The sequence below is a fragment of the Halobacillus amylolyticus genome, from assembly GCF_022921115.1.
GTDB lineage: Bacteria > Bacillota > Bacilli > Bacillales > Halobacillaceae > Halobacillus_A > Halobacillus_A amylolyticus.
In genome coordinates, this window is record NZ_CP095075.1 from 3,485,775 (window position 1) to 3,510,625 (window position 24,851).

Annotated in this window: 21 protein-coding genes; 15 read left to right on the top strand and 6 right to left on the bottom strand. The window is 41.0% G+C overall.

Features of this window, described 5'->3' with window-relative positions; all coding sequences use genetic code 11:
• Positions 1-9: 9 nt before the first annotated feature.
• Positions 10-1,494: a glutamate synthase subunit beta gene (locus MUO15_RS17695; protein ID WP_245031357.1), complete on the top strand. Its 1,485-nt coding sequence runs from the start codon at positions 10-12 to the stop codon at positions 1,492-1,494.
• A 179-nt stretch (positions 1,495-1,673) separates the two neighbouring features.
• Here the strand turns inward: MUO15_RS17695 and MUO15_RS17700 are convergent, their stop codons facing one another.
• Positions 1,674-2,885, bottom strand: coding sequence for a M20 metallopeptidase family protein (locus tag MUO15_RS17700; RefSeq protein WP_245031358.1), 1,212 nt, complete (start codon positions 2,883-2,885; stop codon positions 1,674-1,676).
• A 157-nt stretch (positions 2,886-3,042) separates the two neighbouring features.
• On the opposite strand from MUO15_RS17700, the gene MUO15_RS17705 reads away from it, so the two are divergent.
• The 9 genes from MUO15_RS17705 (at position 3,043) to MUO15_RS17745 (ending at position 11,628) form a co-directional block, all read left to right on the top strand.
• Positions 3,043-4,464, top strand: a complete 1,422-nt coding sequence (locus MUO15_RS17705) for a YfcC family protein (RefSeq protein ID WP_245031359.1) — start codon at positions 3,043-3,045, stop codon at positions 4,462-4,464.
• 272 nt (positions 4,465-4,736) lie between these two features.
• Complete coding sequence (locus MUO15_RS17710; RefSeq protein WP_245031360.1) at positions 4,737-6,794, top strand: BglG family transcription antiterminator; 2,058 nt, start codon at positions 4,737-4,739, stop codon at positions 6,792-6,794.
• Positions 6,795-6,833: 39 nt separating this feature from the next.
• Entirely contained in the window at positions 6,834-7,319 is a 486-nt protein-coding gene (locus MUO15_RS17715; RefSeq protein ID WP_245031361.1) for a PTS sugar transporter subunit IIA, read from the top strand.
• Between the two features lie 2 nt (positions 7,320-7,321).
• Complete coding sequence (locus tag MUO15_RS17720) at positions 7,322-7,606, top strand: PTS sugar transporter subunit IIB (RefSeq protein ID WP_245031362.1); 285 nt, start codon at positions 7,322-7,324, stop codon at positions 7,604-7,606.
• A gap of 77 nt (positions 7,607-7,683) precedes the next feature.
• Entirely contained in the window at positions 7,684-7,968 is a 285-nt protein-coding gene (locus tag MUO15_RS17725; protein ID WP_245031363.1) for a PTS sugar transporter subunit IIB, read from the top strand.
• A gap of 57 nt (positions 7,969-8,025) precedes the next feature.
• Positions 8,026-9,285, top strand: coding sequence for a galactitol-specific PTS transporter subunit IIC (locus MUO15_RS17730; RefSeq protein ID WP_245031364.1), 1,260 nt, complete (start codon positions 8,026-8,028; stop codon positions 9,283-9,285).
• Positions 9,286-9,328: 43 nt separating this feature from the next.
• Positions 9,329-10,360: a zinc-binding dehydrogenase gene (locus MUO15_RS17735; protein WP_245031365.1), complete on the top strand. Its 1,032-nt coding sequence runs from the start codon at positions 9,329-9,331 to the stop codon at positions 10,358-10,360.
• A gap of 28 nt (positions 10,361-10,388) precedes the next feature.
• A complete protein-coding gene (locus tag MUO15_RS17740; protein ID WP_245031366.1) occupies positions 10,389-10,547 on the top strand; it encodes a hypothetical protein in 159 nt (52 codons plus the stop codon).
• Positions 10,548-10,575: 28 nt separating this feature from the next.
• Complete coding sequence (locus tag MUO15_RS17745) at positions 10,576-11,628, top strand: galactitol-1-phosphate 5-dehydrogenase (protein ID WP_245031367.1); 1,053 nt, start codon at positions 10,576-10,578, stop codon at positions 11,626-11,628.
• Between the two features lie 65 nt (positions 11,629-11,693).
• Here the strand turns inward: MUO15_RS17745 and MUO15_RS17750 are convergent, their stop codons facing one another.
• A complete protein-coding gene (locus MUO15_RS17750; protein ID WP_245031368.1) occupies positions 11,694-12,575 on the bottom strand; it encodes a coiled-coil domain-containing protein in 882 nt (293 codons plus the stop codon).
• A gap of 464 nt (positions 12,576-13,039) precedes the next feature.
• Here MUO15_RS17750 and MUO15_RS17755 point away from each other — a divergent pair, with 464 nt between their 5' ends.
• Both MUO15_RS17755 and MUO15_RS17760 read left to right on the top strand, forming a co-directional pair.
• On the top strand, positions 13,040-14,599 hold the full coding sequence (locus MUO15_RS17755; protein WP_245031369.1) for a BCCT family transporter: 1,560 nt from the start codon (positions 13,040-13,042) through the stop codon (positions 14,597-14,599).
• A 586-nt stretch (positions 14,600-15,185) separates the two neighbouring features.
• Positions 15,186-15,935 carry a DUF6904 family protein gene (locus MUO15_RS17760; protein ID WP_245031370.1) on the top strand — a complete coding sequence of 250 codons (750 nt, stop codon included), beginning with the start codon at positions 15,186-15,188 and terminating at the stop codon, positions 15,933-15,935.
• Between the two features lie 173 nt (positions 15,936-16,108).
• Here the strand turns inward: MUO15_RS17760 and MUO15_RS17765 are convergent, their stop codons facing one another.
• The 4 genes from MUO15_RS17765 to MUO15_RS17780 all read right to left on the bottom strand — a co-directional run bounded on the left by MUO15_RS17765 (position 16,109) and on the right by MUO15_RS17780 (position 21,039).
• On the bottom strand, positions 16,109-17,032 hold the full coding sequence (locus tag MUO15_RS17765; protein ID WP_245031371.1) for a nucleoside hydrolase: 924 nt from the start codon (positions 17,030-17,032) through the stop codon (positions 16,109-16,111).
• A gap of 39 nt (positions 17,033-17,071) precedes the next feature.
• Positions 17,072-18,016: a ribokinase gene (gene rbsK, locus MUO15_RS17770; RefSeq protein WP_245031372.1), complete on the bottom strand. Its 945-nt coding sequence runs from the start codon at positions 18,014-18,016 to the stop codon at positions 17,072-17,074.
• Positions 18,017-18,468: 452 nt separating this feature from the next.
• Positions 18,469-19,593: a M20 family metallopeptidase gene (locus MUO15_RS17775; RefSeq protein ID WP_245031373.1), complete on the bottom strand. Its 1,125-nt coding sequence runs from the start codon at positions 19,591-19,593 to the stop codon at positions 18,469-18,471.
• A gap of 18 nt (positions 19,594-19,611) precedes the next feature.
• Positions 19,612-21,039, bottom strand: coding sequence for a YfcC family protein (locus tag MUO15_RS17780; RefSeq protein ID WP_245031374.1), 1,428 nt, complete (start codon positions 21,037-21,039; stop codon positions 19,612-19,614).
• A 351-nt stretch (positions 21,040-21,390) separates the two neighbouring features.
• Between MUO15_RS17780 and MUO15_RS17785 the strand changes: the two genes are divergently transcribed.
• The 3 genes from MUO15_RS17785 (at position 21,391) to MUO15_RS17795 (ending at position 24,846) form a co-directional block, all read left to right on the top strand.
• A complete protein-coding gene (locus MUO15_RS17785; RefSeq protein WP_245031375.1) occupies positions 21,391-23,652 on the top strand; it encodes a glycosyltransferase family 2 protein in 2,262 nt (753 codons plus the stop codon).
• Positions 23,653-23,945: 293 nt separating this feature from the next.
• Positions 23,946-24,341: a DUF2512 family protein gene (locus MUO15_RS17790; protein WP_245031376.1), complete on the top strand. Its 396-nt coding sequence runs from the start codon at positions 23,946-23,948 to the stop codon at positions 24,339-24,341.
• 142 nt (positions 24,342-24,483) lie between these two features.
• Complete coding sequence (locus tag MUO15_RS17795; RefSeq protein ID WP_245031377.1) at positions 24,484-24,846, top strand: nucleotidyltransferase family protein; 363 nt, start codon at positions 24,484-24,486, stop codon at positions 24,844-24,846.
• Positions 24,847-24,851 lie beyond the last annotated feature (5 nt).

Consider the following 24,851-nt stretch of genomic DNA (forward strand, 5'->3'; position numbering starts at 1 on the left):
GGTGAGCAAATGGGAAAGCCGACTGGTTTTATGGAATATGAGCGTGAGCCAAGGCCTGAACGCGACCCTTTAAATCGAACGAAGGACTGGGAAGAATACACGCTTCCCATGCCGGAAGAAGAGGTGAAGGAACAAGGAGCACGCTGCATGGATTGCGGGGTCCCGACTTGCCAAACAGGGGCGATGATCGATGGGATGACGTCCGGTTGTCCTGTCTATCATTTGATTCCGGAGTGGAATGATCTCGTTTATCAAGAACAGTGGCAAGAAGCTCTCAAGCGGGAACATCAAATGAACAATTTCCCTGAATTTACGGGGATGGCTTGTCCAGCACCCTGTGAAGGTGCCTGTGTCCTAGGCATTAATGAACCCCCTGTAGCCATCCGGACCATTGAACTTTCTATTATTGAAAAAGGATTTGCGGAAGGATGGGTGAAACCGGAGCCCCCTTCCGTCCGAACCGGAAAAAGAGCAGCTGTTGTCGGCTCAGGTCCAGCAGGATTGGCGTGTGCCGCCCAGCTTAACAAAGCAGGGCATTATGTCACCGTATTTGAACGTGATGATCGGGTTGGCGGCCTGCTGACATACGGGATTCCCGACATGAAGCTTCCTTATCGTGTCGTTAAACGACGGGTGAACCTTCTCAAAGAGGAAGGGATCACTTTTGTCACAAACACAGAAGTGGGTCAAGATTATCCGTTAGAAAAGTTACAAAAGGAATTTGATGCTGTCGTTCTTTGCGGTGGGGCCACACAGCATCGGGACTTAGAAGTAGAGGGCAGGGAGTTAACAGGCGTGCATTACGCGATGGACTTTCTCCATCAAAACACGAAGAGCCTATTGGACTCCAGGCACGAGGATGGCCAATTCCTCAACGCCGAAGGGAAAGACGTGATCGTAATCGGCGGCGGTGATACAGGAACTGATTGCCTCGCTACATCCGTTCGTCATCAATGCAAAAGTCTAACCCAATTTGATATTTACCCTAAAAAAGGTGACGTTCGCGAGGAGGATAACCCCTGGCCGCAGTGGCCGATCATCCACCGAGTTGAATATGGCCAAAAAGAAGCGACGGCAGTATTTGGCGAAGATCCTCGCGCCTACGCTGTCATGACAACCAAATTCGTCGGTGATGAAAACGGCCATGTAAAGGAAGTCCATACGATCAACGTTGAAACTCATACAAATGATAAGGGGCAGCGCACAAAAAAAGAGATTCCCGGCACGGAAAAAGTATGGCCGGCCCAACTCGTTTTATTGGCGATCGGGTTTAATGGACCGGAACAAGGTTTTCTTAAGCAGCTTGGTGTCGAAACTGATAAACGATCAAATGTCAAAGCTGACTATGGAACGTTTACAACAAATGTCGAAGGAATTTTTGCCGCTGGTGATGTTCGTCGGGGTCAAAGTTTGATTGTATGGGCTATCAACGAAGGGAGAGCGGCTGCAAGGGAATGTGACCGTTATTTAATGGGGGAAACAGAATTGCCATAAACGATACAGAGGCTGTCCCACAAGTGATTTCCACTCAGGGGACAGCCCTCTTGCTTTGATAGGGATATGGCTTTTTCGCGGGTTAGAATGTATCCCCTTTATTTAATTAACTGACTATCATGGTTTGAGATTTTTGATCTTCCAAGCAGTTCTTGAAAAACTGCATCATGGCTTCTAGATTAATGAGCTATGTCTTCTTTCTCTTTTGTTTTTTCAATAAATAGATTGTGATTAAAAAGAGAGAGTAGCATTACTTTTCCTATCGTACCTAGTGTATTTTCATCAACATCGAACTTGGGATGATGATGGGGATAATCGGCGTTCACCTCTTTATTTTTCCCGCCTACAAAGAAAAATGTCCCCGGAGCGTCCTGAAGATAATAGGCGAAATCTTCAGCACCCATGAACGGCTCTTTTCTTTTTATGTCAAATTCAGCTAAGTGCGTTTCTGTAAGTTGTTTCAGTTCTTTAGTTTGAGCGGGGTGATTGTATAAGGAAGTGTGTCCATATTGATAGTCTACTTTGGCTTTTGCACCTGTTTGACATTCCAATCTTTTTACTAAATCTCTCAACTTCTTCTCTACTATGCTGCGAACATCTTCATCATAGGTTCTGACTGTCCCTTTAATGGAAGCTGAGTCAGGGATAACATTTAGTGCCTCTCCACTATGAAACGAACCCACGGTGATGACGACAGATTTTAAAGGATCAACGCTTCTGCTTGCGATCTGTTGAATACTAACCACTAGCTGACTGGCCGCAACAACAGGGTCTATTGCTAAATGGGGGAGGGCGCCGTGGCCTCCTTTTCCAAGGATGTCAATTTCAAACGTATCGGCAGCTGCCATCGTGTAGCCTTCATTAAATAAGATTTCACCTACCTCATTCTCTGACCAAACATGGGCTCCATATATGGCATCGACTCCTTCAAGACACCCATCAGCGATCATACGCTCTGCTCCACCTGGTGCAACTTCTTCAGCAAATTGGTGGATAAAGACAACGGTCCCTGCCAATTGATGTTTTACTTTGCTTAGTACCTTGGCTACCCCAAGAAGTGCGGCAGTGTGCACATCGTGTCCGCAAGCATGTGTCACCCCATCTATCCGTGATTTATAAGGCACATTCTTTTCATCCTGCATAGGTAACGCATCAAAATCAGCTCTTAATGCAACTGTTTTTCCTGGATGATCTCCTGTCAAATAACCTACTACACCATTTCCACCTACATTTGTTTTTACATCTAATCCTAGCTGTGTTAAATAATCAGCGATTAATTGTGGAGTTCTTTTTTCTTGGTTGGATAACTCCGGATGCATATGTAAATCTCTACGTAAATCGACCATCTCGGGATGTAAATCGTCTAATGCCTGAAAAAGTGTTTTAATCATAAGGACCTCCGCTATTCTTCGTTTTTAAACAATTGTAATTTTGCAAATATTCAGTATAGATTATATACTATACAATATCCTTTTCCCAATCAAACATAGATTGTTATTTTTCGTATGGGAAGGTGATTAAATATGAATGTGGAGGTATGATTATTTAATGAGTTCACAACCTGAACAAACTATGGAAACACAACAACAAAAAAAGAAGAAATGGGAGATGCCGGATACATACGTGATTCTTTTTTCGGTATTATTGCTAGCTGTCATAGCAACATATATTGTTCCGTCCGGTTCGTTTGATAGAGAAATGATGGATGGGGTAGAGCGAGTTATACCTGGTACATATAGTGGAGTCGAAGGAAATGCAACTGGATTCATGGATATCTTTTTAGCTCTTCAAGAGGGAATGGTGCAATCTGCTGGTTTAATTTTCTTAGTATTATTTGCCGGTGGAGCATTTGAAATTGTCGAGAGATCAGGCGCCATCAAAGGAGGAATATTGCGAGCTGTCAGCAAAACACGTGGAAAAGAGTTTTGGTTGATTGCGACAGTTTCGGTCTTGTTTGCCCTTGGTGGGGCAGTCGGTGCAGTAGCCAACTCAGTTATCCCTTTTGTGGCTATAGGCGTAATTATTGCGAGAGCGCTAAAATTAGATGCGATCGTTGCCGTGGCCATCACGTTTGGCGCCACATTCGCAGGATTCAATGTTGGTTTCTTAAATCCATATACAGTTGGAATTGCGCAATCCATTGCTGATATTCCGCTGTTTTCAGGAATGCTATTACGAGTCATCGCTTTCGTTGTCATCGTTAGCGTAACCATTTTATATACATGGATTTATGCTAAAAGAGTGCTGCGTGATCCCTCGAAAAGTTTAGTCGGTGTCTTGGATGAATCACAGGCTTCAAAGGAAGACTTAAGAGCACCTTTCACAGCACGTCATAAGTTCATCTTAAGTTTTGTAGGACTCTCACTTCTGTTCTTTATCTTTGCAACCATTCAGTTCAAATGGACAATCAATCATATGGCAGCCTTTTTTATTATCATTGGCCTCGTTTCCGGAGTTATCGCGGGGATGAATTATAATAAAGTGGCTATAACGTTCTTAGAGGGATGTCAAAAGCTAGTTTACGGGGCACTGATCATTGGGGTAGCCCGTGCCATCCTAATTGTAATGGAAAACGCAAAGATACTCGATACGGCAGTTAATGCCCTTTCTGTTCCTCTAGAAGGGCTGTCACCAGTCTTTGCTGCACTGGGAATGTTTGTCGCAAATGGTCTATTGAACTTTTTGGTGCCTTCAGGTAGTGGTCAAGCTATGATCGCTATGCCTATTTTAACTCCATTAGCAGATATGGTTGGAATTACTCGTCAGGTAGCAGTCCAAGCCTATCAATTTGGTGATGGGTTCACCAACAGTATTTTCCCTACGTCAGGTCCTTTGATGGCAAGTTTAGCAGTCGCTGGTGTTCCATGGATTAAGTGGGCCAAATGGATGCTGCCTTTGTTGCTGATTTGGGTAGTGATAGCTGTGATTATGCTTACGATAGGGGTATTAATTAATTGGGGACCAGTTTAAGAAACATACGAACATCAATGATTGACTCAATCTTAATCCCCAAAAAATCCATGAGTGGGAGTGGAAAGTCTTGTAGAGATCATTCTCTGGAAGACTTTTTTTGTGTGGTTAAGGATCATTACTTCTAATTTAATCAGATGTGACTGTGCATCAACTGTGTTTTCTAATGTAAATCACGATGTTGTACATAAAATGTACGTTCGCTTGGTATGAAAGCGTATTCATCGGGTGTTTTCTGAATGCTACAATAAATTATGAGAGGGGGGCTGAGGGTGTCGCTTGATGACAGAAGTAAGCGGATTTTGGATGAATTGGTCAGCAATCCAAGCATCACTAGCATGGCTCTCGAGAAGAAATATGACTTAACTCGTCGGCAGCTCGGATACAGTTTCAATAAAATCAATGAGTGGCTGATGACCAAGAGCCTTCCAGTGATAGAGAGAACGAGAAAGGGTCATTTTATCATTGAGCAATGTGTTTTTACGAAACTAAATGGTGAAGAAAGAAGTCCCGCCTTAGAAACAACTGTTCTTTCGGAAAATCAACGAGTTTATCTCATAATCATGATGCTCTTAAGCAGCGAAGAAGAGCTTTCCCTTCATCATTTTACGATTGAGTTGGATGTGAGTAAAAATACCATTCTTAGTGATATGAAGCGGGTACAGACCGAATTAAACGATTATGAGTTAACCATACGGTATACAAGGAAAGCTGGTTATTTACTTGAGGGTAAGGAGTTTCAGATTCGAAAACTACTTATTCATGTCACCTATCAATTGCTGCAAGTGCATAGTGGGCAAAATAAGATAAAAGAATTAGCCAATATTGAAACAGACCAATTACATGAATTTAATAAACGAATTGAAAACGTAGAGAGCAAGCTGAACTTGAAATTTACCGATGAAAAATTGGCAACGATGCCTTACATTCTTATCTTAATTTTAAGAAGGATTGAGCAAGGCAATGAAATCAACTCCTTTTCTATCGAGTATGAGGAATTATCCGATACGAAAGAATATCAGGCGACAGAGGAAATTTTCCATGACGCCAGGCAAATCCCTGTTGAAGAACGCTTGTTTATCACACTCCATCTATTGACGACAAATGTATATTGGTCGGAATATTTAACGGATGATGATGCGATCCCAAGATTGGTCCCGGCCATCGATAACATGCTGCGTTTATTTGAAAAGAGTGCCTGTATCTATTTACAAGACCGTGAGCAGTTGATGAATAAACTGCTGCAGCATATCAAGCCCGCCTATTATCGAATTAAATATCAACTTACTGAAACGATGGATATGCAAGATTCTTTAAACAAGGAATTCAAGGAATTGCACCATCTAGTCAAACGGTCGACAGGGCCTCTGAAGGATTTAATCGGCAATGATATTCCTGAGAGCGAAACAACCTATATCACTATGCTGATTGGTGGATGGATGACGAAGCAGGGTGACAGCATTGAGAAAAAGATAAAGGCGATTGTTGTCTGTCCCCAAGGAGTGTCGGTTTCAAGACTGATGTTTACTGAATTAAGGGAGCTATTTCCGGGATTTGTGTTTCTAGATTCCTTGTCTGTACGAGAATTTCTTGACTACGGGTTGGATTACGATATCGTTTTTTCTCCGACATCTTTGGAGACGGACAAAAAACTGTTTATTTCCAATGCTTTTCTTGGACACGAGGAAAAATACCGGCTGCGCAAACAAGTCATGCTCGAGCTGCACGGTTATATTCCAAGGGACATTAACGTTGATCATTTACTAGACATTATAAGAAATAATGCAGTGATTAAAAATGAAAAGACTCTGACCGAAGATTTACAAAAATATATTGATCGAGATGAAGAGGCGTCCGTTAAACAACCTATGAAAACTAGGGACATTAATCTAAATGACCTCATACCGGCAAATCATATCACAATTAGAAATTCAGTCGAATCTTGGGAAGAGGCCATCCATGTAAGTGCAAAGCCATTAGTTGAGGGCGGTAAAATTGAGCCGGAGTATGTGGATGCGATGATACGTCGTACGGGTGAGGATCCCTACATTGTCATTGGTCCGAACATCGCGATCCCGCATGCAGCCCCTGAAGAAGGCGTCAATGAAGTGGGAATGAGCCTTTTAAGGTTGGAAGAGGGCGTGAATTTTACAAAGGATTACAGCATAAATCTAGTGATTGTCATCGCTGCAGTAGATAAGCATCAGCATATCCATGCATTAATGCAGCTAATGAAGCTTGCTGGTTCGGAAACAGACCGTAATCATGTCATAAGCGCTGATTCAGTCGAAGAGATTCAGAAGATGATTGCATTATATTCCGTCGATTGAACAAGCCGCCATTATAAAAGCAGATCGTGAGGTTAGAAAATGAGTGAAATCTTTTTTGATGAATCTGTCATTCTACTTGATGTAGAAGGTATCGCGAAAGAAGAAATTTTAACAGTAATGGGCCGTAATCTCGTGGATAAGGAGCTTGTTAAAGAAAGCTTTATCCAAGCTATTATTGCAAGAGAAGGGGAATTTGCCACAGGTTTACCAACAGCCGGTATTTCTGTAGCCATTCCACACACTGATGTAGAGCACGTAAACAGAAAAACCATCAGCGTAGGAGTTTTAAAAAAAGCTGTTGATTTCGGGGTGATGGGGGATGAAAGTGAGATCACACCTGTGAAACTAGTATTTATGCTGGCCATGGATGAAGCACACTCCCAACTAACTTTGCTGCAACAGTTAATGCAAATCTTCCAAAGTGAAGAAACTTTGAAGTATTTAGTAAGTGAAAAAAATAAAACCAGCATTAAACATCTACTAGAAGAAAAATTAGACTTTATGGCATGTAAAGGAGATGAGTAAGAATGGAAAAGAAACAAGTATTGGTCGCATGTGGAGCAGGGATTGCAACATCTACGGTGGTTAATGGTGCTATTGAAGAAATGGCAAAAGAACATAATCTAAAGGTTGATTTAGTTCAAATCAAGATTGCTGAGGTAGGCGGCTATATAGATACCGCGGATTTACTCGTGACGACAGCGATGACGAAGAAAGAGTACTCATTCCCAGTTATTAATGCACGCTCATTCCTAACCGGTATTGGAACAGAAGATACGAAACAACAAATTTTAGATGAACTTAAAAAATAAGCAGTCTTTTCTAGTGAAAATCCTTTCATGTATGTAACGAATGACCTGAAAAATAGATTTGAAGGAGATGAGTAAGAATGAAAAAGAAACAAGTATTGGTGGCATGTGGAGCAGGCATTGCAACATCTACGGTGGTTAATGGTGCTATCAAAGAAATGGCCAAAGAACATGACCTAAAAGTTGACCTAGTTCAAATTAAAGTTGCTGAGGTAGGCAGCTATGTAGATACCGCGGATTTACTCGTAACCACTGCCATGACGAAGAAAGAATACCCATTCCCAGTTATCAATGCACGCTCATTCCTAACCGGTATTGGGACTGAAGATACGAAAAAGCAAATATTAGAGGAGCTACAGAAATAAAAAAGCTCGATTTTTGACGGAGAGGTTCGCTTTTAAAATGTGGGGAGGATGAAATAGATGCAAGGGTTTGTTGATATTATACAAGGCTTTTTAGATTTAGGAGCAACAGTAATCCTGCCGGTTGCCATCTTCTTATTAGGTTTACTATTCGGTCAGAAACCAGGTAAAGCTTTTCGCTCCGGTTTAACGATCGGTGTGGCTTTTGTTGGTATTTTCTTAGTTGTAGATTTACTTGTCAATAACTTGGGGCCTGCAGCACAAGGGATGGTTGATAGATTAGGAGTAGAATTAAACGTTATTGATGTAGGTTGGCCGGCGACATCGTCTATTGCCTGGGCATCAGTGGTTGCAGCTTTTATTATTCCCTTAGGTTTAGCTGTAAACGTTATCATGCTTGTTACGAAGACGACAAAAACGATGAACGTGGACATTTGGAACTATTGGCACTATACATTTATGGCAGCCATGGTCTATGCGATTTCAGGGAGTATCATCCAAGGTCTGATCGCTGCCGTACTATTTCAGATTGTTTGTCTTAAAGTCGCTGACTGGACAGCACCGATGGTCAGCGAATTCTATGAATTACCGGGAGTTTCCATCGCAACGGGTAGTACCATTTCCTACGCACCAGGGATTTTCCTCGTACAGTTGCTGCAAAAAATTCCTGGAGTGAAAAACTGGAATGCAGATCCTGACACGATTCAAAAACGATTTGGTATTTTTGGGGAATCCATTTTCATTGGACTGTTTTTAGGTGCAGCGATTGGTTTCCTAGCAGGATACAACGCTGGTGAAGTGATCGAAATTGGTATGGCTATGGCCGCGGTTATGGTACTGATGCCACGTATGGTGAAGATTTTGATGGAAGGTTTAATGCCTGTATCCGAATCAGCCCGTGAATGGTTATCCAAACGATTTGGTGATCGAGAAATTTATATCGGGCTTGATGCAGCCGTTGCCCTTGGGCATCCTGCGGTCATCTCAACAGCACTGATCCTCGTTCCGATTACAGTTGTCCTGGCCGTCATTTTACCAGGGAACGCGTTACTGCCATTTGGCGACTTAGCTACGATTCCTTTCATTGTGGCTTTTATCGTCGGTGGCGCCAGGGGAAATATTGTTCATTCCGTTATTGTGGGGACCGTTATGATTGCTTTGTCACTTTATATCGCAACAGATGTTGCTCCAATCTTTACAGAAATGGCGATCAATACTGATTTTAATATGCCAGAAGGATCCACCAAAATCTCAAGTATTGACCAGGGCGGTAACTTAGTGAACTGGATTATCTTTAAGTTGTTTAGCCTGTTTAATTAACCAAATTAATCTCACAAAAATGGATTGTACTGGAGGAGTTCAAATGAAAGCACTAGTAAAAACAGAACTCGGTTTTGGCCATCTGGAAATTCAAGATAAGGAAGAACCACATGTCGGTAAAGATCAAGTGAAAATTGAAGTGATCTATGCAGGAATCTGTGGGTCTGATATTCATACCTATGAAGGGCATTACAAAGTTGGCGTCCCCGTGACCTTAGGGCATGAATTTTCCGGAAAAGTTGTTGAAGTTGGGGAAGGGGTGACAGAGTTTAAGACTGGCGACCGTGTAACTTCAGAAACAACTTTCTATATTTGCGGTGAGTGTAAATATTGTAAGGCCGGTGATTTCAATCTATGTAATTATCGAAAAGGACTTGGCACACAACAGGACGGCGGCTTTGCGAAGTATTTAATTGCCCGTAAAGACAGTGTCCATCATCTTCCTGATCATGTAGATGATCGGTCCGCAGCCATGACGGAGCCTTTAGCATGTACACATCACGCTGTTATGAAAACCGAGATCATTGTGGGAGATGTTGTCGTTGTTATTGGTCCTGGCCCGATTGGTTTATTTACGGCGCAGGTCGCCAAAAGTCGTGGTGCTAAAGTTCTTATCACTGGTTTAACACATGACAAAGTTCGTTTAGATAAAGCGAGAGAATTAGGGATTGATTATGCAGTGGATACGCAGGAACAAGATATTAAAGAACTGGTGAACAGCCTGACAGATGGCTATGGGGCAGACGTTGTCTTTGAATGCTCGGGTGCTGCTCCTGCCGCTAAACAGGGACTTGATCTGTTACGTAAAAAAGGGCAATACGGGCAGGTGGGGATTTTTCACCAACCAGAAGTTTCCTTCGATCTTGAAAAAATCATTCAAAAAGAAATCCGCGTTGTAGGAAGCAGAAGTCAAAAATCAGCTGACTGGGCGCCCTCTCTTGAATTAATGAATAACGGAAGCGTCAATGCCAAAGCGATGGTGACACATGAATTTGATATTTCCCAATGGGAGGAAGCATATCAAGCTATTAAAAGTGGGGAAGCGATCAAAGTTTTGTTAACTCCTGTTGATTAAATGATTCTTAACGAAGTGAGGGGATAGGATGACAGATGCACTATTGGATTTTATGTTAGGACCCATGCGGGTTATCGGTGATGTTTATTATGAATACCAAGTTATCTTTAACACCCTTGTCGTAGGGTTCGCCCTATATAAAATGATTTTCAGAGGAAAGAAGACTCAACAATCATCAGCCAGTTAGTAAAGAATCGATAGAAAGGGGGAAGAAAATGAGAGCCCTTAATCTTTATGGTGAACAGGATATACGTTTTGAAGAATCACCAGAACCGATCATTGAACAAACAGTTGATGTCATCGTCAAAGTAAAAGCTGTTGGGATCTGTGGTTCAGATATATCCAGATACAAAAAGCTAGGGCCTTATGTAGAAGGGATGACATTTGGCCACGAGTTTGCAGGAGAAGTTACTGAGGTTGGATCAGGTGTTGAAGGTATTAAGGTAGGCGACCGTGTGACAGGCTGCCCAACGTACTATTGCGGTGAATGTCTAAACTGTCAAAAAGGTGAATTATCACGCTGTGAAAAACTAACCGTGATAGGAGCACGTCACCCCGGCGCCTACGCCGAATATGTAAAATTACCAGGAGAGCATATCGTCCCACTTCCAGACAATGTGGATTACGGTACAGCAGCATTGGTCGAACCATCTTCTGTTGTAGCCCACGGTTTTTACCGTACAAGTATCCAGCCAGGAGCAGAAGTAGCGGTTATGGGATGTGGAAGTATTGGGTTACTTGCGGTCCAATGGGCAAAAATTTTCGGCGCGAAGAAAGTGTATGCCATTGATATTGATGATTCTAAGCTTGAAGTAGCTAAACAAGTAGGGGCAGACGTATTAATAAATTCACTGGAAACGCCAGCACATGAGCAGATTCTTGAACACACAAATGGTATCGGGGTTGATTTAGCAGTAGAATCAGCTGGATCTCCCATCACTTCTGCCCAAGTATTCGCTCTTCCTAAAAAGGGCGGGGAAGTCGTCTTCATGGGGATTCCTTACTCAGATATTAATATTGAACGTTTTTATTTTGAAAGAATTGTACGTAATGAGTTAAAAGTATTAGGGTCGTGGAATGCGATTTCGGCTCCTTTTCCAGGCAAAGAGTGGCGATCTTCTATTCACTACATGAGCACGGGTCAAATTAACGTTAAACCGATGATTTCTCATCAGTTGGATTTGAAACAGGGGCCTGAAACGTTTGATCATTTGATTAATAGAAGGGGTTCTTATGTGAAGGTGTTGTTTTATCCTGAGAAAGGGTAAATATGGATAGGGACAGAATTGTGTATTTTTCACTACGCTGTCCCTTTTTGCACTGCACACTAATATTAATCAACTGGAATTAATTTTACTTTTCCATGCGTTTCTATGACATTTCCTTCTTCTGTAAAAAACACATAATCTCCACTACCATGATCGTCCCCTAATATTGTATTAACGATTGCATAGCCATCGGAACCATACACGAAAAAGTTGGTTCCACGACCAACATTGGTTACTTGATATCGTCCCACTGGTATATCGGATCCTACCATATACTGACCGGCAATTAGCGTAATAGGTTCAGTTTTCTTTTTATTAATTACATTTCCAATGTCCTCTAATTCATCTTCTCTCGTTTTAATTTTTCCTTCCAGTGTAGTTAGCTTATTTTCCTCCGTTTTAATTTTATCTTCAAGAGTATTTAAGTCGCTTTCCTTAGCCTTCCTCTCTTTTTCTTTATTCCCTATTTCATCGTTTGCTGAATCGACTTCTTTCTTCAATTGTTCAATCTCTTTTATGAGGGAGCCCTTTTTGTTTATATAGGATGAAACTTCGGCAAATTCCTCTTTTTTGCTGGTTAGGTTATCGCTTTCAACTTGTATATCAGACTTTATCTTTTTTAATTCATTTTGAGCCTCTAATAATTCTTTATTTGACTTTCTTTGAGAATCACGAATCTCGTCCTTCACCTGCTCGAATTCAATTTCTATTTTCTTTACTTCTTCCTTCATTTTCTCTTTTTCCTTGTAAATCGTAGATGCCCTCAAGGCTTCTTCAGGGGTAGGGGGTGGGGAGGTGGTTATACCGGCAATAAAACTAACAAAGAAAGCAGTTAAGATTATGGTATTACGTTTAAGTTTACCGGTTTTCAAAATGAGTCCGAGCAGTAACACGACAATCATTACGACAACACCAGAAAGGCCTACCATCATTAGAGTCATTGACATTGTCCAAACCTCCACTTATCTTCATTAAGATCATTATACTCACTACCCACAAAATGTATATAATTACTTTTTGAAAATTAAGGGTGTGCAAGATGGACATAAAGTTAGGGTGTTATGTTCTTGTGTTAGGTCGTTATGTCTCCTCGTTAAGGCAATATAAAGATAACTGGACCCGTCTTCACAAGTCGCAGGTGTTCTAATGGTGCTTGGAAACAGACTCCGCAGCGAATTATCGATCAACATTTGATTAAGGGTAGATTTGCTGTATAATGATAAGCCGCTGTCCAAATAAATCCGTATAAAAGGGTAGAAGCGGGCGGAGATTTTTGTACATAAACCAACAACTTAGGGGTGAACGGGAAGAAACACCGGAGTATGACTGCAAACACAAACATTGTGAGGTAATGGAAACTCGGCTAGGCAAAGCGTAGCAATCAGATAGATTATTTATATGGGGTGAATGGATGTCGAATGGTTATTGGATTTCTTTAAGGGAGAAAGTGAATTGGCCTGTTTTTATTTTAAGTGGCGGCCTCCTTCTCTTATTTGTACTACTTTCAATCCTTAGGGTAGATATGGTTAAAAATTACGTGGACATTGGTTTTGAATTATCGATTCGTTATTTTGGGGCTTATTGGCAGTTGCTTCTGTTAGCGACGTTTATTGTAGGGACTGGATTAGCTTTTTCAAAATATGGAAAGGTAAAGCTTGGGGACCTGAATAAACAACCGGAGATGAGTCTTTTTAAATTTATTGCCATAATCGTTACTTCAGGGTTAGGGGCTGGAGGAGTTTTCTGGGCTGCCGCCGAGCCTATGTATTACTTTATGGAAGTCCCGCCCATGCATACAGGGATTGTAGCTGGGACGAAAGAGGCAGTGGCACCAGCGCTTGCTCAAAGCTATATGTCATGGGGCTTCACGGCTTGGGCAGTTTATGGTGCTATCAGCACAATTGTGATCATGTATGCCCATCACAATAAGGGCATGCCTCTCAAGCCGAGAACACTTTTGTACCCTATTTTTGGCGAAAAAATTCGTAATAGTATTTGGGGAACACTGGCTGATGTTTTTTGTATTATTGGAGCAGCAGCTGGAACGATCGGCCCGATTGGATTTCTTGGCTTACAAGTGAGTTATGGAGTCAGCGCTGTGTTTGGATGGCCAGACACGTTTACTACACAGGTTTTCATCATTTTAGCTCTCATCACTGTTGTTTTAATCTCTACATTAACTGGTATTGAGAAAGGGATTCAATGGTTAAGTAAAGTAAACATTAGTATGGCTGTTGTCATTGCTTTCTTCTTATTGATCTTTGGACCGGGTGGGTTTATTATCGATTCTTTCATCTCATCCTTTGGGACTTATACTAGCGAGTTTATTTCGATTAGCACGTTTCGAACTGATCAGGAATGGTTAGGAAGTTGGATGCTCTTTTTCTTCGGCTGGTTCATAGGCTTTGGCCCGTTAGTTTCTCTGCTTGTGGCTAGAATTGCTGGGGGAAGAAGGATTAGAGAGGTATTCCTTGTGGTTGCCATCGTTGCACCCTTAGCAGCCAATTTTTGGTTTACGATTCTAGGCGGGACAGGGATTTTCCATGAGTTGAAGAATGCAGGCTCCATCAGTGCTCCTTTAATGGAGGGTGGGCTGCCAGCTGCGATCATCGCCATTGCAGAAAAGATGCCATTAGGTTCTATTATGCCGTTCATCTTCCTTATTTTAACCATGCTCTTCGTCGTAACTACGGTCGACTCAATGGCCTATTCAATCTCGATGAGTGTGACAGGGGCAGGGGATCCGCCGAAAGTAATTCGTGTGTTTTGGGCAGTGATTATGGCGGTGATTGCCACGATTTTAATTAAAATTGGTGGCGGTGGGATCGGAGCATTACAATCATTTGTCGTGATTGCTGCTGTTCCCGTCTCAGTTTTAATGCTTCCACTACTGTGGCATGCGCCCCGGATCGCGAAACAATTAGCTCGAGAACAAGGAATAATCGAAGGAAAATCTGAGAATAAAAGGTAAGTGTATGGCTAGTAAACTGTAGAACCTCGAGTCCTTCCGGAGAAGGATGTCGGGGTTCTTTTGTTTTGACTGAAATTCATCTGGAACAGGGTGATCCATTCAGTTAGAGGAAACATTATTGGAGAACATTCTAAAATTCCGTTTCACCTTCCCTAACACAAAGATTTAAAGGCTGTAATGAACATGTTATCTTTATCTTAATCAGAATAGTGGAAAAATTGGGGGGTGAAGAATGAAAAAAGCAAAAAATATTATTCCACCACATTTATAGTACTGTTTATCAGGGAAGTTTACGGTAAGAAAATTAGTAGGGGAGCAATGGGATACCGTTTATTTCAGCGAACGGGTAAGACGGTTAAAAAGAGCAAAGCCAGGAGGTTACATCTTCTTCGGCTTTGCTTTTTTGTTCAGCTCATCGTTCCGTCGTTGATGGGTGATTTAGTTAATTTATAACACACTATTATCCAGGTTATTTAATAGCTCTGGAATTTTGGATTTTTCACACACTAACGCTCCATTTGATTCAATGTATAAAAAAGTCTAGGCTAAAAAGTAGAGAAACTTATATCAGAACGGTGGTGACTTTATGATTTCTTTAGAAAACACGCCTAATAATGCAGGGGTAGAAGTTACTGGTGATTATAAGGACTTCGATGCTCTTTATGAATCCCTACATACTATTGTTGGAGAGGAGAAGGAGTTCTCATCCTATGATGGTGCACGCATGAGAGTGCTGGGTGTTTGCTACGACTTGCGCCATGCGATTATGGGAAATCGTTACATTAAATTTGTGGATAACGGGATGGATGAAGAAAAAATGCGGCACCTTTCTATTATTACAAGTAAAGAAAATGTCTACTTGTCGATCCACGTTCTATGGCCTGAACTTCTTTTTGTCACGATGGCCTTAAATGATTTCGTAAAAGAGTATGCAGGGAAAAAGTCCAAAAACACGTATCGGATGATGGAGGATAAATCGAACATTTGGGATGCTGCCATTGCGAATGTGAAGATGTTTCAATCGGCTATTGCTAAAGCTATTAAAGAAACGATTCCTGATACTTCATATAGTCGCACAATAAATCTGTTAATTAAAGATTATAGTTGGACGATCGGGTACACTACGCAGTATGTAGATCTTCTTAATTGCAGGTTCTGTGATATGGATGCTGAAGAACGTCTCAAGAAGATCACGATTATGGCGAAGCGTTTAGCTGAGTTCGGGAAAGAGTACAAGGAAGTACGGGCTGAGGTGGCGGAGGCTGCCAAGAGGTATAAATGTTTACCAGATGAGATTAGACTTAAGATGGATTATCCTGATGAAATTGACTGGTGATTGTGCGTTTTTCCCCAATTCGGTCCAACCAGAAAGAATTAGGAACTCATGGGCTTTGTAGTGTGATCCCGATAATGAAGAAGAGAAAAACCACGTCTTGATTTAGATCAGGACGTGGTTTTATATTTACGATGAAATCGTGTTCACATTTCTAATAAGGGAAGCATGACGGATCAGGTAATTCTTTGCAAGAAGTGTGTTACAAAACGGTCCACATCGATTTCAAGACAAACTTCGACGTTCCGCTTTCCTTGTTTAGCCTCATGCGTATTCCCTAATGACTCTCCCCGTTCCAAGTCAACCTCAACGTGCATCGGAACAGCTTTTACAAATGATGGATCGATCACAACACCGACAGCCAGTGGATCATGCAATGCACAACCTCCTAAAGAGGAATCAAACTGATGATAGGCGTCGATATAATAGTTACAGATAGTTTGCAAAAAGTCATTGTAAGCTGATTTGACGTTACTCCATTTGCCTACTTGCTCTGAACTTAATAGTGTTTGCATGGTCACATCCAGACCAACGAGTGTGACGGGAATGCCTGATTCAAACAGGACAGAAGCTGCTTCTGGATCAGCATATATATTTGCTTCTGCGTGGGGTGTGACATTTCCCGGGACAGTTACGGCGCCGCCCATGATGACGACACGTTTGGCTAGATGGACAATGTCGGGGTCTTTTTTAATCGCCGTCGCAATATTGGTCTGGGGACCGACAGCGATGACGGTGACCTGGTACGGATATTGTTTGATTTTTTCTATAATGAAGTCGGCCGCTTCAGATGGCAACGGCTTACGTTCCGGAAGTGGTAAACCGCTGTTACCAAGTCCGTCTTCTCCGTGGATGCGGGTAGCCTTTGCTTTTATATGGGTGCCTGATAATGGTTTATCCGCTCCTGGGATAACTGGTATCTCTCTGTTAACATTAAGTATATCAAGCACTTGAAGTGTATTTCGGGTTGCTTCCTCTTCTGAAACATTCCCAAATCCGGTTGTGATCCCTAGTATATTCAATTCAGGGGAGTGGACAGCGTACGCAATCGCAAGTGCATCATCAATCCCCGTATCTACATCTAAAATTACCTGCTCCATATTGTCACCTCTCCAAAATAATAATCTCTACCTCATTAACTAATTAACTGTTCCATTGTGGTTGAATGGAGGCGCATCAAACGCTTCAACTTCTTTCCTATCAGGCATTCCTGCTTGTGCACCAAATTTTGTAACAGCAAGGGCAGAGACTTTACTCGCAAAGCTTACCGCTTCAGAAAGCTCCTTCCCCAGACCGATAGCATAGCTAAGACCGGCATTAAAGGCATCGCCTGCCCCTGTGGTGTCCACAACAGGAACTTGATGAGCAGGGGTGGTTTTTACTGCGGATTCCTGACTTTTATACACAGCCCCTTCCGAGCCTAAGGTAGTAATCACATGGTCCACACCGGATTCCTGGACGATCTCCATCGCTTTTTGTAAATCAAATCTATCTTGGTCCATCTTTGAAAGGATGCCTAACTCAGATTGATTTGGTGTTATGTAATCGACGTTTTGTAATAATTTTTCAGGCAATGAACGCGCAGGAGCGGGGTTTAAAATGACAGTTTTGCCGTGCTTTTTTGCAATCTTAGCCGCTGTTGTTACCGTAGCAAGTGGGATTTCTAGCTGAAGGAGAACCAAATCTGCTTTTTCAATCAGTTCTTCATGCTCTTTTATATCGTCAGGCAGACAATCATCATTGGCGCCTGGAACCACAACGATCCGATTATCTCCTTCAGCTAACAGAATAGAGGCAATTCCTGTTGGGTTATTATCGACTTCTTTTACCTTCCCGGTTTCTACTCCGCTATCTTTAAGGGAACGTAAAAGACTCGTGCCAAAGGGGTCGTCCCCTATTGTGCCAAGCAAGGTTGTCTGAGCACCAAGCTTTGCTAAAGCTACGGCTTGATTTGCTCCTTTGCCGCCGGGAATAAAACTTGAGTGGTTGCCCATGATCGTTTCGCCTTCTAAGGGAGCGCGATCTGCTTCAATTACAATATCCATATTTAAACTGCCGACAACTACAATATTTGGCTCTTTCACGGGTTGTCCTCCTTTATAAACCGTTCTTAATTTTATACTATCTCTAACGGTTATTGGTTTCAATTCTCCAGAAAGTACACCACCATTCTGGGAAACTGTATAGGAAAGAAAAATCCTATGTAAAAAGGTTACGACTTAAGTGGTAACCTTTTTATAGACTACATGAACCATTGTCGTTAGTCAAATGAGATTTAAATGGAATTCTAGGGAACGTACTAGACATAAAGGAACAACATTGAGGAGGGCCTTTCTTCATAAGGTGCTTGTTGTTTTCTATTCTTCTGAGTTAAGACAGCATTTTTCTCTATTCTTTAACAATGGACGATGTTGATTATCTCTTCAGCCAGTCCTAAATTTAAAATGGGGTATTTTGGGGTTAATAGTCTGATAAAAAGAACCGGTTACTCAGCTAAGCAGTAACCGGTTCTAGCATAATATTTAAGTTTTCAGCATTATAGAGAACATATTAATTTGCACAGTAAAGCAGCCCTCTCAGGAATTTGATTTTTTAAGATATGTTCATTCCTAGCATGAATACCTGTACCAGCTGCCCCAAGACCATCTAGTGTTGGAACCCCCATATTAGCAGTAAAGTTACCGTCGCTGCCTCCTCCAACAGAAGCCTCCTCTAATTCCATATCTAATTCTTTTGCAACCTTTTCTGCATGTTCAAACATTTTTTCAGTAGTCTCATCCCGATGCATGGGAGGCCGCATAATGCCCCCTTGAACTTCTAATGTAGCCCCTTCTGCTTGTGGTGTTAATTCCTCCATAATATGTTCGATTCTCTTTTGTTCCTCTGTTGTCTCCATACGAAAATCGACGCCAATGGATGCGGAATCCGCCACAACGTTCAAGGGGCCGCCTCCTTCTACAACCCCTACATTTACAGTTGTTCCTTTTTCATAATCTGTTAAAGACTCTAAATAAATAATTTGCTCAGCTGCTTCTTTAATTGCACTAATTCCATCTTCATGATGGTTACCAGAATGTGCAGCTTTTCCAACTATATTAATGTGGTAACGGGCAGATCCTTTTCTCTCTGTCTTCAATGCGCCTGTTCCTGCAACTGGAGGCTCGGTCACTAAAGCATATGAGCTAGTTTTTGCTTCATTGTTAATAAGTTTTTTAGAGGAGGGGCTGCCTACCTCTTCATCACTTGTACAAAGGAATACAATTTTTTTATCTAATTGAATGGTTAAATCCTTACAAGCCTTTAATGCCCAGATTGCCTGTACGAGTCCGCCTTTCATATCAAGAATTCCTGGTCCATAAATCCGATTTTCGCCTTCTTTATAAGTTAACTCGTCTTTATCCCAAACTGTATCAAAATGGGATAAAATTAAAAGCTTTTCTTCTCCGTCTCCATATTCAAATCGAAGATGGTTTCCATATTTCTGTTCAGTAATTTCTGCTGCACGGTAACTAAAATATTTTTCAAATAACGTCTGGATTCTTTGGCCACACTCATCGACCAGTTGCTTATCATTAGTTGGGGAAGCACTCTCTACAATATATTTAATATCTTCAAGGATTAGCTCCTGATTTTCCGTCATATAGGCTTTTATTTCGTCCATAATAAATCCCCTTCGTAATTAAAATGGTCCATAATTAATAAATACAGCGATACTGACAAAAACGGCTCCTATTACTGCCCATATAAGAACTAATGGCCAAACAAATCTAAACCACTTCATCCAAGATACCCCTCCAATGGCCAAAACCGCCATTAAAATACCTGAGGTTGGGGTAATAATGTTGGTAATCCCGTCACCGAGCTTAAAAGCAAGTACCCCTGTTTGCCTTGTTATATCCAGCATATCAACTAAAGGAACAATAAATGGCATCACAATAACTGCCTGTCCGCTTCCCGAAGTAACCAATAAGTTAAAGAGCAGGTTGAATACGTATAAAGCTTGAGCACCCAGTACTGTCGGCAAAGTTTCCAAAGGCTCAAAAGCGTAATTAACAATAGTATCTAAAATATAGCCGTCTTCAAGTAAGAGGACAACTGCTCTAGCCATACCGATGACTAGCGCCCCGTAAACAAGACCTCTGGCACCATTCATAAACACTGAAACTAATTTATTAGGGGTAATCTTAGCAATAATGGCAACTGCAATGGCCATCATTAGGAAGATCGCAGATAGTTCATTTATAGACCATCCCATATTGTAGACACCAAAGAGAAATACACCGAGGAAAACAAAGAAAGTTAGAATAATGATTTTGTGAAGAGTCGTAAACGGTCCAAAGTCTTCCTCTTCATTCTCACTTAGTGCTGCAGTGAAAGGTGTAACTCCCATTTTACTGCTTGATGGGTCATTACTAATTCTTTTAACGTAAAGACAGATATAGGCGATGGTAACCACGAGGAGCACAACGAATGCTGCACCTCTTAGTACTGCCCCAGAAAAGAGTGGAAGTTCCGCTATTCTTTGTGCTATACCTGTAATAACAGGATCAAACGTACCTGTCGCAACCCCAACATACTGCCCTAAATAGACCATTGCCACTCCAGTTATGGCATCGAGCTTCAGGGCTCTGGCAAGAATAATGCCGATCGGAATGAAAGCGATCACGGCGTTACCACTTACTCCCGCAGTATCAAGAATCGCAAAAAGTGCGATCACTGATATAATCAGTAGATACTTTTTTCCTTTTGTTTTTTCTATCAGAGCGTTAATCCCAGAGTTAACTGCCCCAGTATATTCAAATACAGCTACAGTTCCTCCGATAATAAGTACCATAAATATCAAATGCGCGGTATCTACCAATCCGTTTTGGATAGCTAAGAATATATCCATGATGGAAGCAGGATTAGCTTCTGTGGCAGTGTAACTTCCTGGGATCACCTGGGTAATATCATCATCTGTTGTCTCTCTTTCAAAAGATCCTGCCGGAATAATATACGTAAAAATAGCCGCTAGTAATAGTAAACCAAATAATATAACAAATGCGTCTGGCATAGCTAAACGTTGTTTCCATGACCTTTTATTCGCTGAATTTCCGCTCTTTGCCACCTTGATTTTCATCTCCTTAATTATAGACTAATAGTTTTGTATAGTTACATACTTATCTAGAAATAGGTGTATTCCTGCTCTCGTAAAACTCTCCCTGTCAGCAAAATAGGATTTCCTAACTAGATAGTATGGAGCGTTTGATTATCATATGGTTTGACCCCACGACCCTAGAACAATTTTTTGTGTTACTCGTATTCAGTTTTGAGCAAAAAGTACAAGAATCTAATGAAAAGTGTTGTTTATCTTTTGTCAGGATCTATGTAGCCGTTTACTATATGTAATTGAAGATATTATTTGGAATGTTAGTAACGTAAAATAGTTTTGAGGTCAATTGATTAGATAGGAGAAGTTATGAAATTTAGAGACAGATGGAGCAAATTCTTAATTATATTAACGGTTATAGTGATGTGGATCTACTTAATCTGGCGAGTCACGGACACGCTCCCAGCAAGTTACGCACTTATTGCCGGTATCATACTCTTGTTGGTAGAGGGCATACATATCTTTCAAGGCACCCTTTTTTACTTGCTTTTATATCGCCCCTCCCGTTATCTGCCACCTGATCTTCCAGACGAAATCCCCCGGGTTGATCTGTTGATTGCAACATATAATGAATCAACAGCGCTGCTGCAGCGAACTGTCCTTGCTTGTAAGAACTTGGACTATCCAGGCGATAAATTTACTGTTTGGTTATGTGATGATGGCCGTCGTCCAGAGGTTCTGGAATTGTCTGGAAAATTAGGAGTCTATTATCTTGATCGCCCAGATAATAGTCATGCTAAGGCAGGCAATCTAAACAACGCGCTTGCTCATACATCTGGTGAGTTTATTGTTACATTGGATGCTGATATGTTGCCAAAACCACAGTTTTTGAAGCGGACGATTGGCTTTTTCAATGAAAACAATGTTGCTTTCGTCCAAACACCCCAATCCTTTTATAATGAAGATGTCTTCCAGTTTAATAGCTTTCAAAGCCGTAATATTCCTAATGAACAGGATATGTTTATGCAAAAAATTCAATCCGGCAGAGATAGATTCAATGCTGCTATCTACGTAGGGAGCAATACTATTTTTCGAAGGAAGGCATTAGAGGCTGTTGGGGGATTTGCGACGGGAACCATCACTGAAGATATGGCTACTGGAATGCTCATTCAGGCAAAGGGATACCGGACGATTGCTTATAGTGAAGTGCTAGCGCAAGGGTTGGCGACTGAATCGCTTAATGATTTATTATCTCAACGTATTCGATGGGCGAGAGGCACGATTCAAACGATGCGCAAATGGAACCCTTTAACGATGGATGGGTTAACTATCATGCAAAGGCTGTTATATGTAAGTGCATTAATGTACTGGTACTTCGGTGTTTTGAAGTTGGTGTTTCTTATTGCTCCAATTGCTTATTTGTTGTCGGGTACACCTTTAATAAGTGCTTCTATAAGTGGTATTTTAATTTTCTGGCTGCCTTATTTTGCCCTGACAAGTCTGCTTATTAAATATGGAACCGGAAAGCGAAATTCTTTTCTATGGAGTAATATTTATGAAATTTGCTTTACACCGGTATTAGCTTGGGCAGTCTTGGTTGAAACTCTCACTAAAAAGTCTATTGGATTTCAGGTTACTCCAAAGGGTGTGCAAACGAACAATACATCGTTGAATACAAAGTTTTTGTTTCCAATATTTATATTAATCCTTCTATCTCTTGTGGCGATGATTAAGGGCTTTTGGATGCTGAACCAAGCTAGTCAAATAAGTGCTGTGCTGATCAATTTATTTTGGGTGATCTTTAATCTTTTCATGCTTTTAGGTTCAGTTATGATCGGTTATGAACGCCCTCATCATAGGAATGCTCAACGTTTCTCGAGGAACGATTCTATACAAATAAATGGCGATACTAAAAAAATTCAAGCTCGTGCTTTAGATATTTCTGAAACGGGATGCTGTTTGGTGATTCAAAATCTGGAGCAGCTGAACGCAGAAGTAGAACTGATTTACTATGGAAATAATGAACACCGATTAAAAGCAAACCTAGTCTATTACGATACCCATCCCGAAGGTTTTCAAGCAGGTTTTAATTTCTCAAAAATGCCTGTCGATAAATTGCAACAATGGATTCTTGAAGTATATGGGGGAGAAGTGAAAGAAGCTGATTTCAAATTTGAGAAAAACACCGGTTTACTTTCAATAATGAAACGCTATGTTGTTAGTTTTCGAAAACCGACTCGTAAAAGGGTTCGCGCAGTACCTAGATTAAAGGTGAATGTTCCGTGTTCCATAGTGGTGCTATCTTTAGAACAACAGTCATCCATGAGCGAAATTGCAACATCGATTGAACATGGGGTTGAAGTGAAAACAACTCAACCTTTTGAAACCAATGAGGGGGAAATTTTGGACTTTAGCTTAAATGGTTGTCAATTTGTAATTGGACATATGGGTAACGTTCAAACTGGTGAAACGATTATCATTTGTATTCCCCACCTAAATAATATTGCCGTAAAGGCATTGGTTGTACGTGTCGCCTCCAAAGATGAGAAGTTAACAGTAGGGGTGAAGTTTTTAGATGAAGAAACTGGACAAGTACTATATCGACTGTTGAAAAATACCAAAGATGTATGAAAAGTTTACTTACGGATTTAAATTTCTCTGACTTTTAACTCTGTTTCACAGTGAATTTCGTTGCCTGCTTTCCACTTCTTGAGTGGAAAGGAGGTATTTTTTTATCCAGTTTTGGTAGGGCAGCCTTATTAGTCTTTGTCTTTTTAGGTATCCCATTCAATTTTGTTGATGCCGAAGTATATGTATAAGGAAAGTTTTAAATAAGTAGGTCAAAGAATCGGGTTAAAGGAGAAGAAAAGGGACAAAATAATGAGGGAAATAGTACATCTAAATACTGAGAGAAGGGGATCAATATGAAATATATCCAAGCATTGCTAATAAAATTTGTAATGATGACAGCTGTATTATGGTTCTTTTTAGGAGTATTTTTTGGGATTTCCTTAATGGATATTTTAATCACAAGCATTGCATTAACCGTTGTTTCGTTTGCTATTGGCGATCTGTTGATTTTACCAAACATAGGGAATACGACAGCGACGGTGGCTGATATGGGTCTTGCCTTTGTTGGTGTCTGGATTTTAGGTTCCTTTCTATTTGAAACACCTGTGTCTTTAGGGACGATTTCATTCTTCTTGGCAGTAGCTATTACGATTGGAGAGTTCTTTTTCCATGGCTATATGAAAAAGTTGATTTTACATGGTTTATCCTCAGAAGATAAAGCAAGCACGGACTTGTTTGCCGAAAAATAAACACCGCTCTGAAGAATGACGACTTCTTATGACAACACCATGATGTTTTAAATCGTGGTGTTTTTTAATGGGCTTTTCTAATTCATTCTCAACTTATATATAAAAGTATTTTACGCTTCGTACATCACTTTTGAAATCTAGAATGGAGTTTCAGGAGCTGGGTCATTATGAATCTGTTTTCGGTCCTTGTGTTACAATAGGAGGAAAAAAAGAGAGTGATAACATAATCACTTCTCGGACTTCTCGAGACTTTGTTTTAACACAGTTGAAAGATATTATCCAAAATGTCATAGACGGTGAGCAGGTCAGTGTTTATTTATTTGGTTCGTGGGCGAGAGAAGAAGAAAAACAAAGTTCAGATATAGATATTGCATTGGAAGCCATCCACCCAATATCTGCACTTAAATGGTTGGATTTACAGGAACAGGTGGCAGAGTCCCGATTCCTTACAAAGTGGAAATTGTTAACCTTGCCGATGCAAGCACTGAGCTTACCGAAAATGTAAAAAAG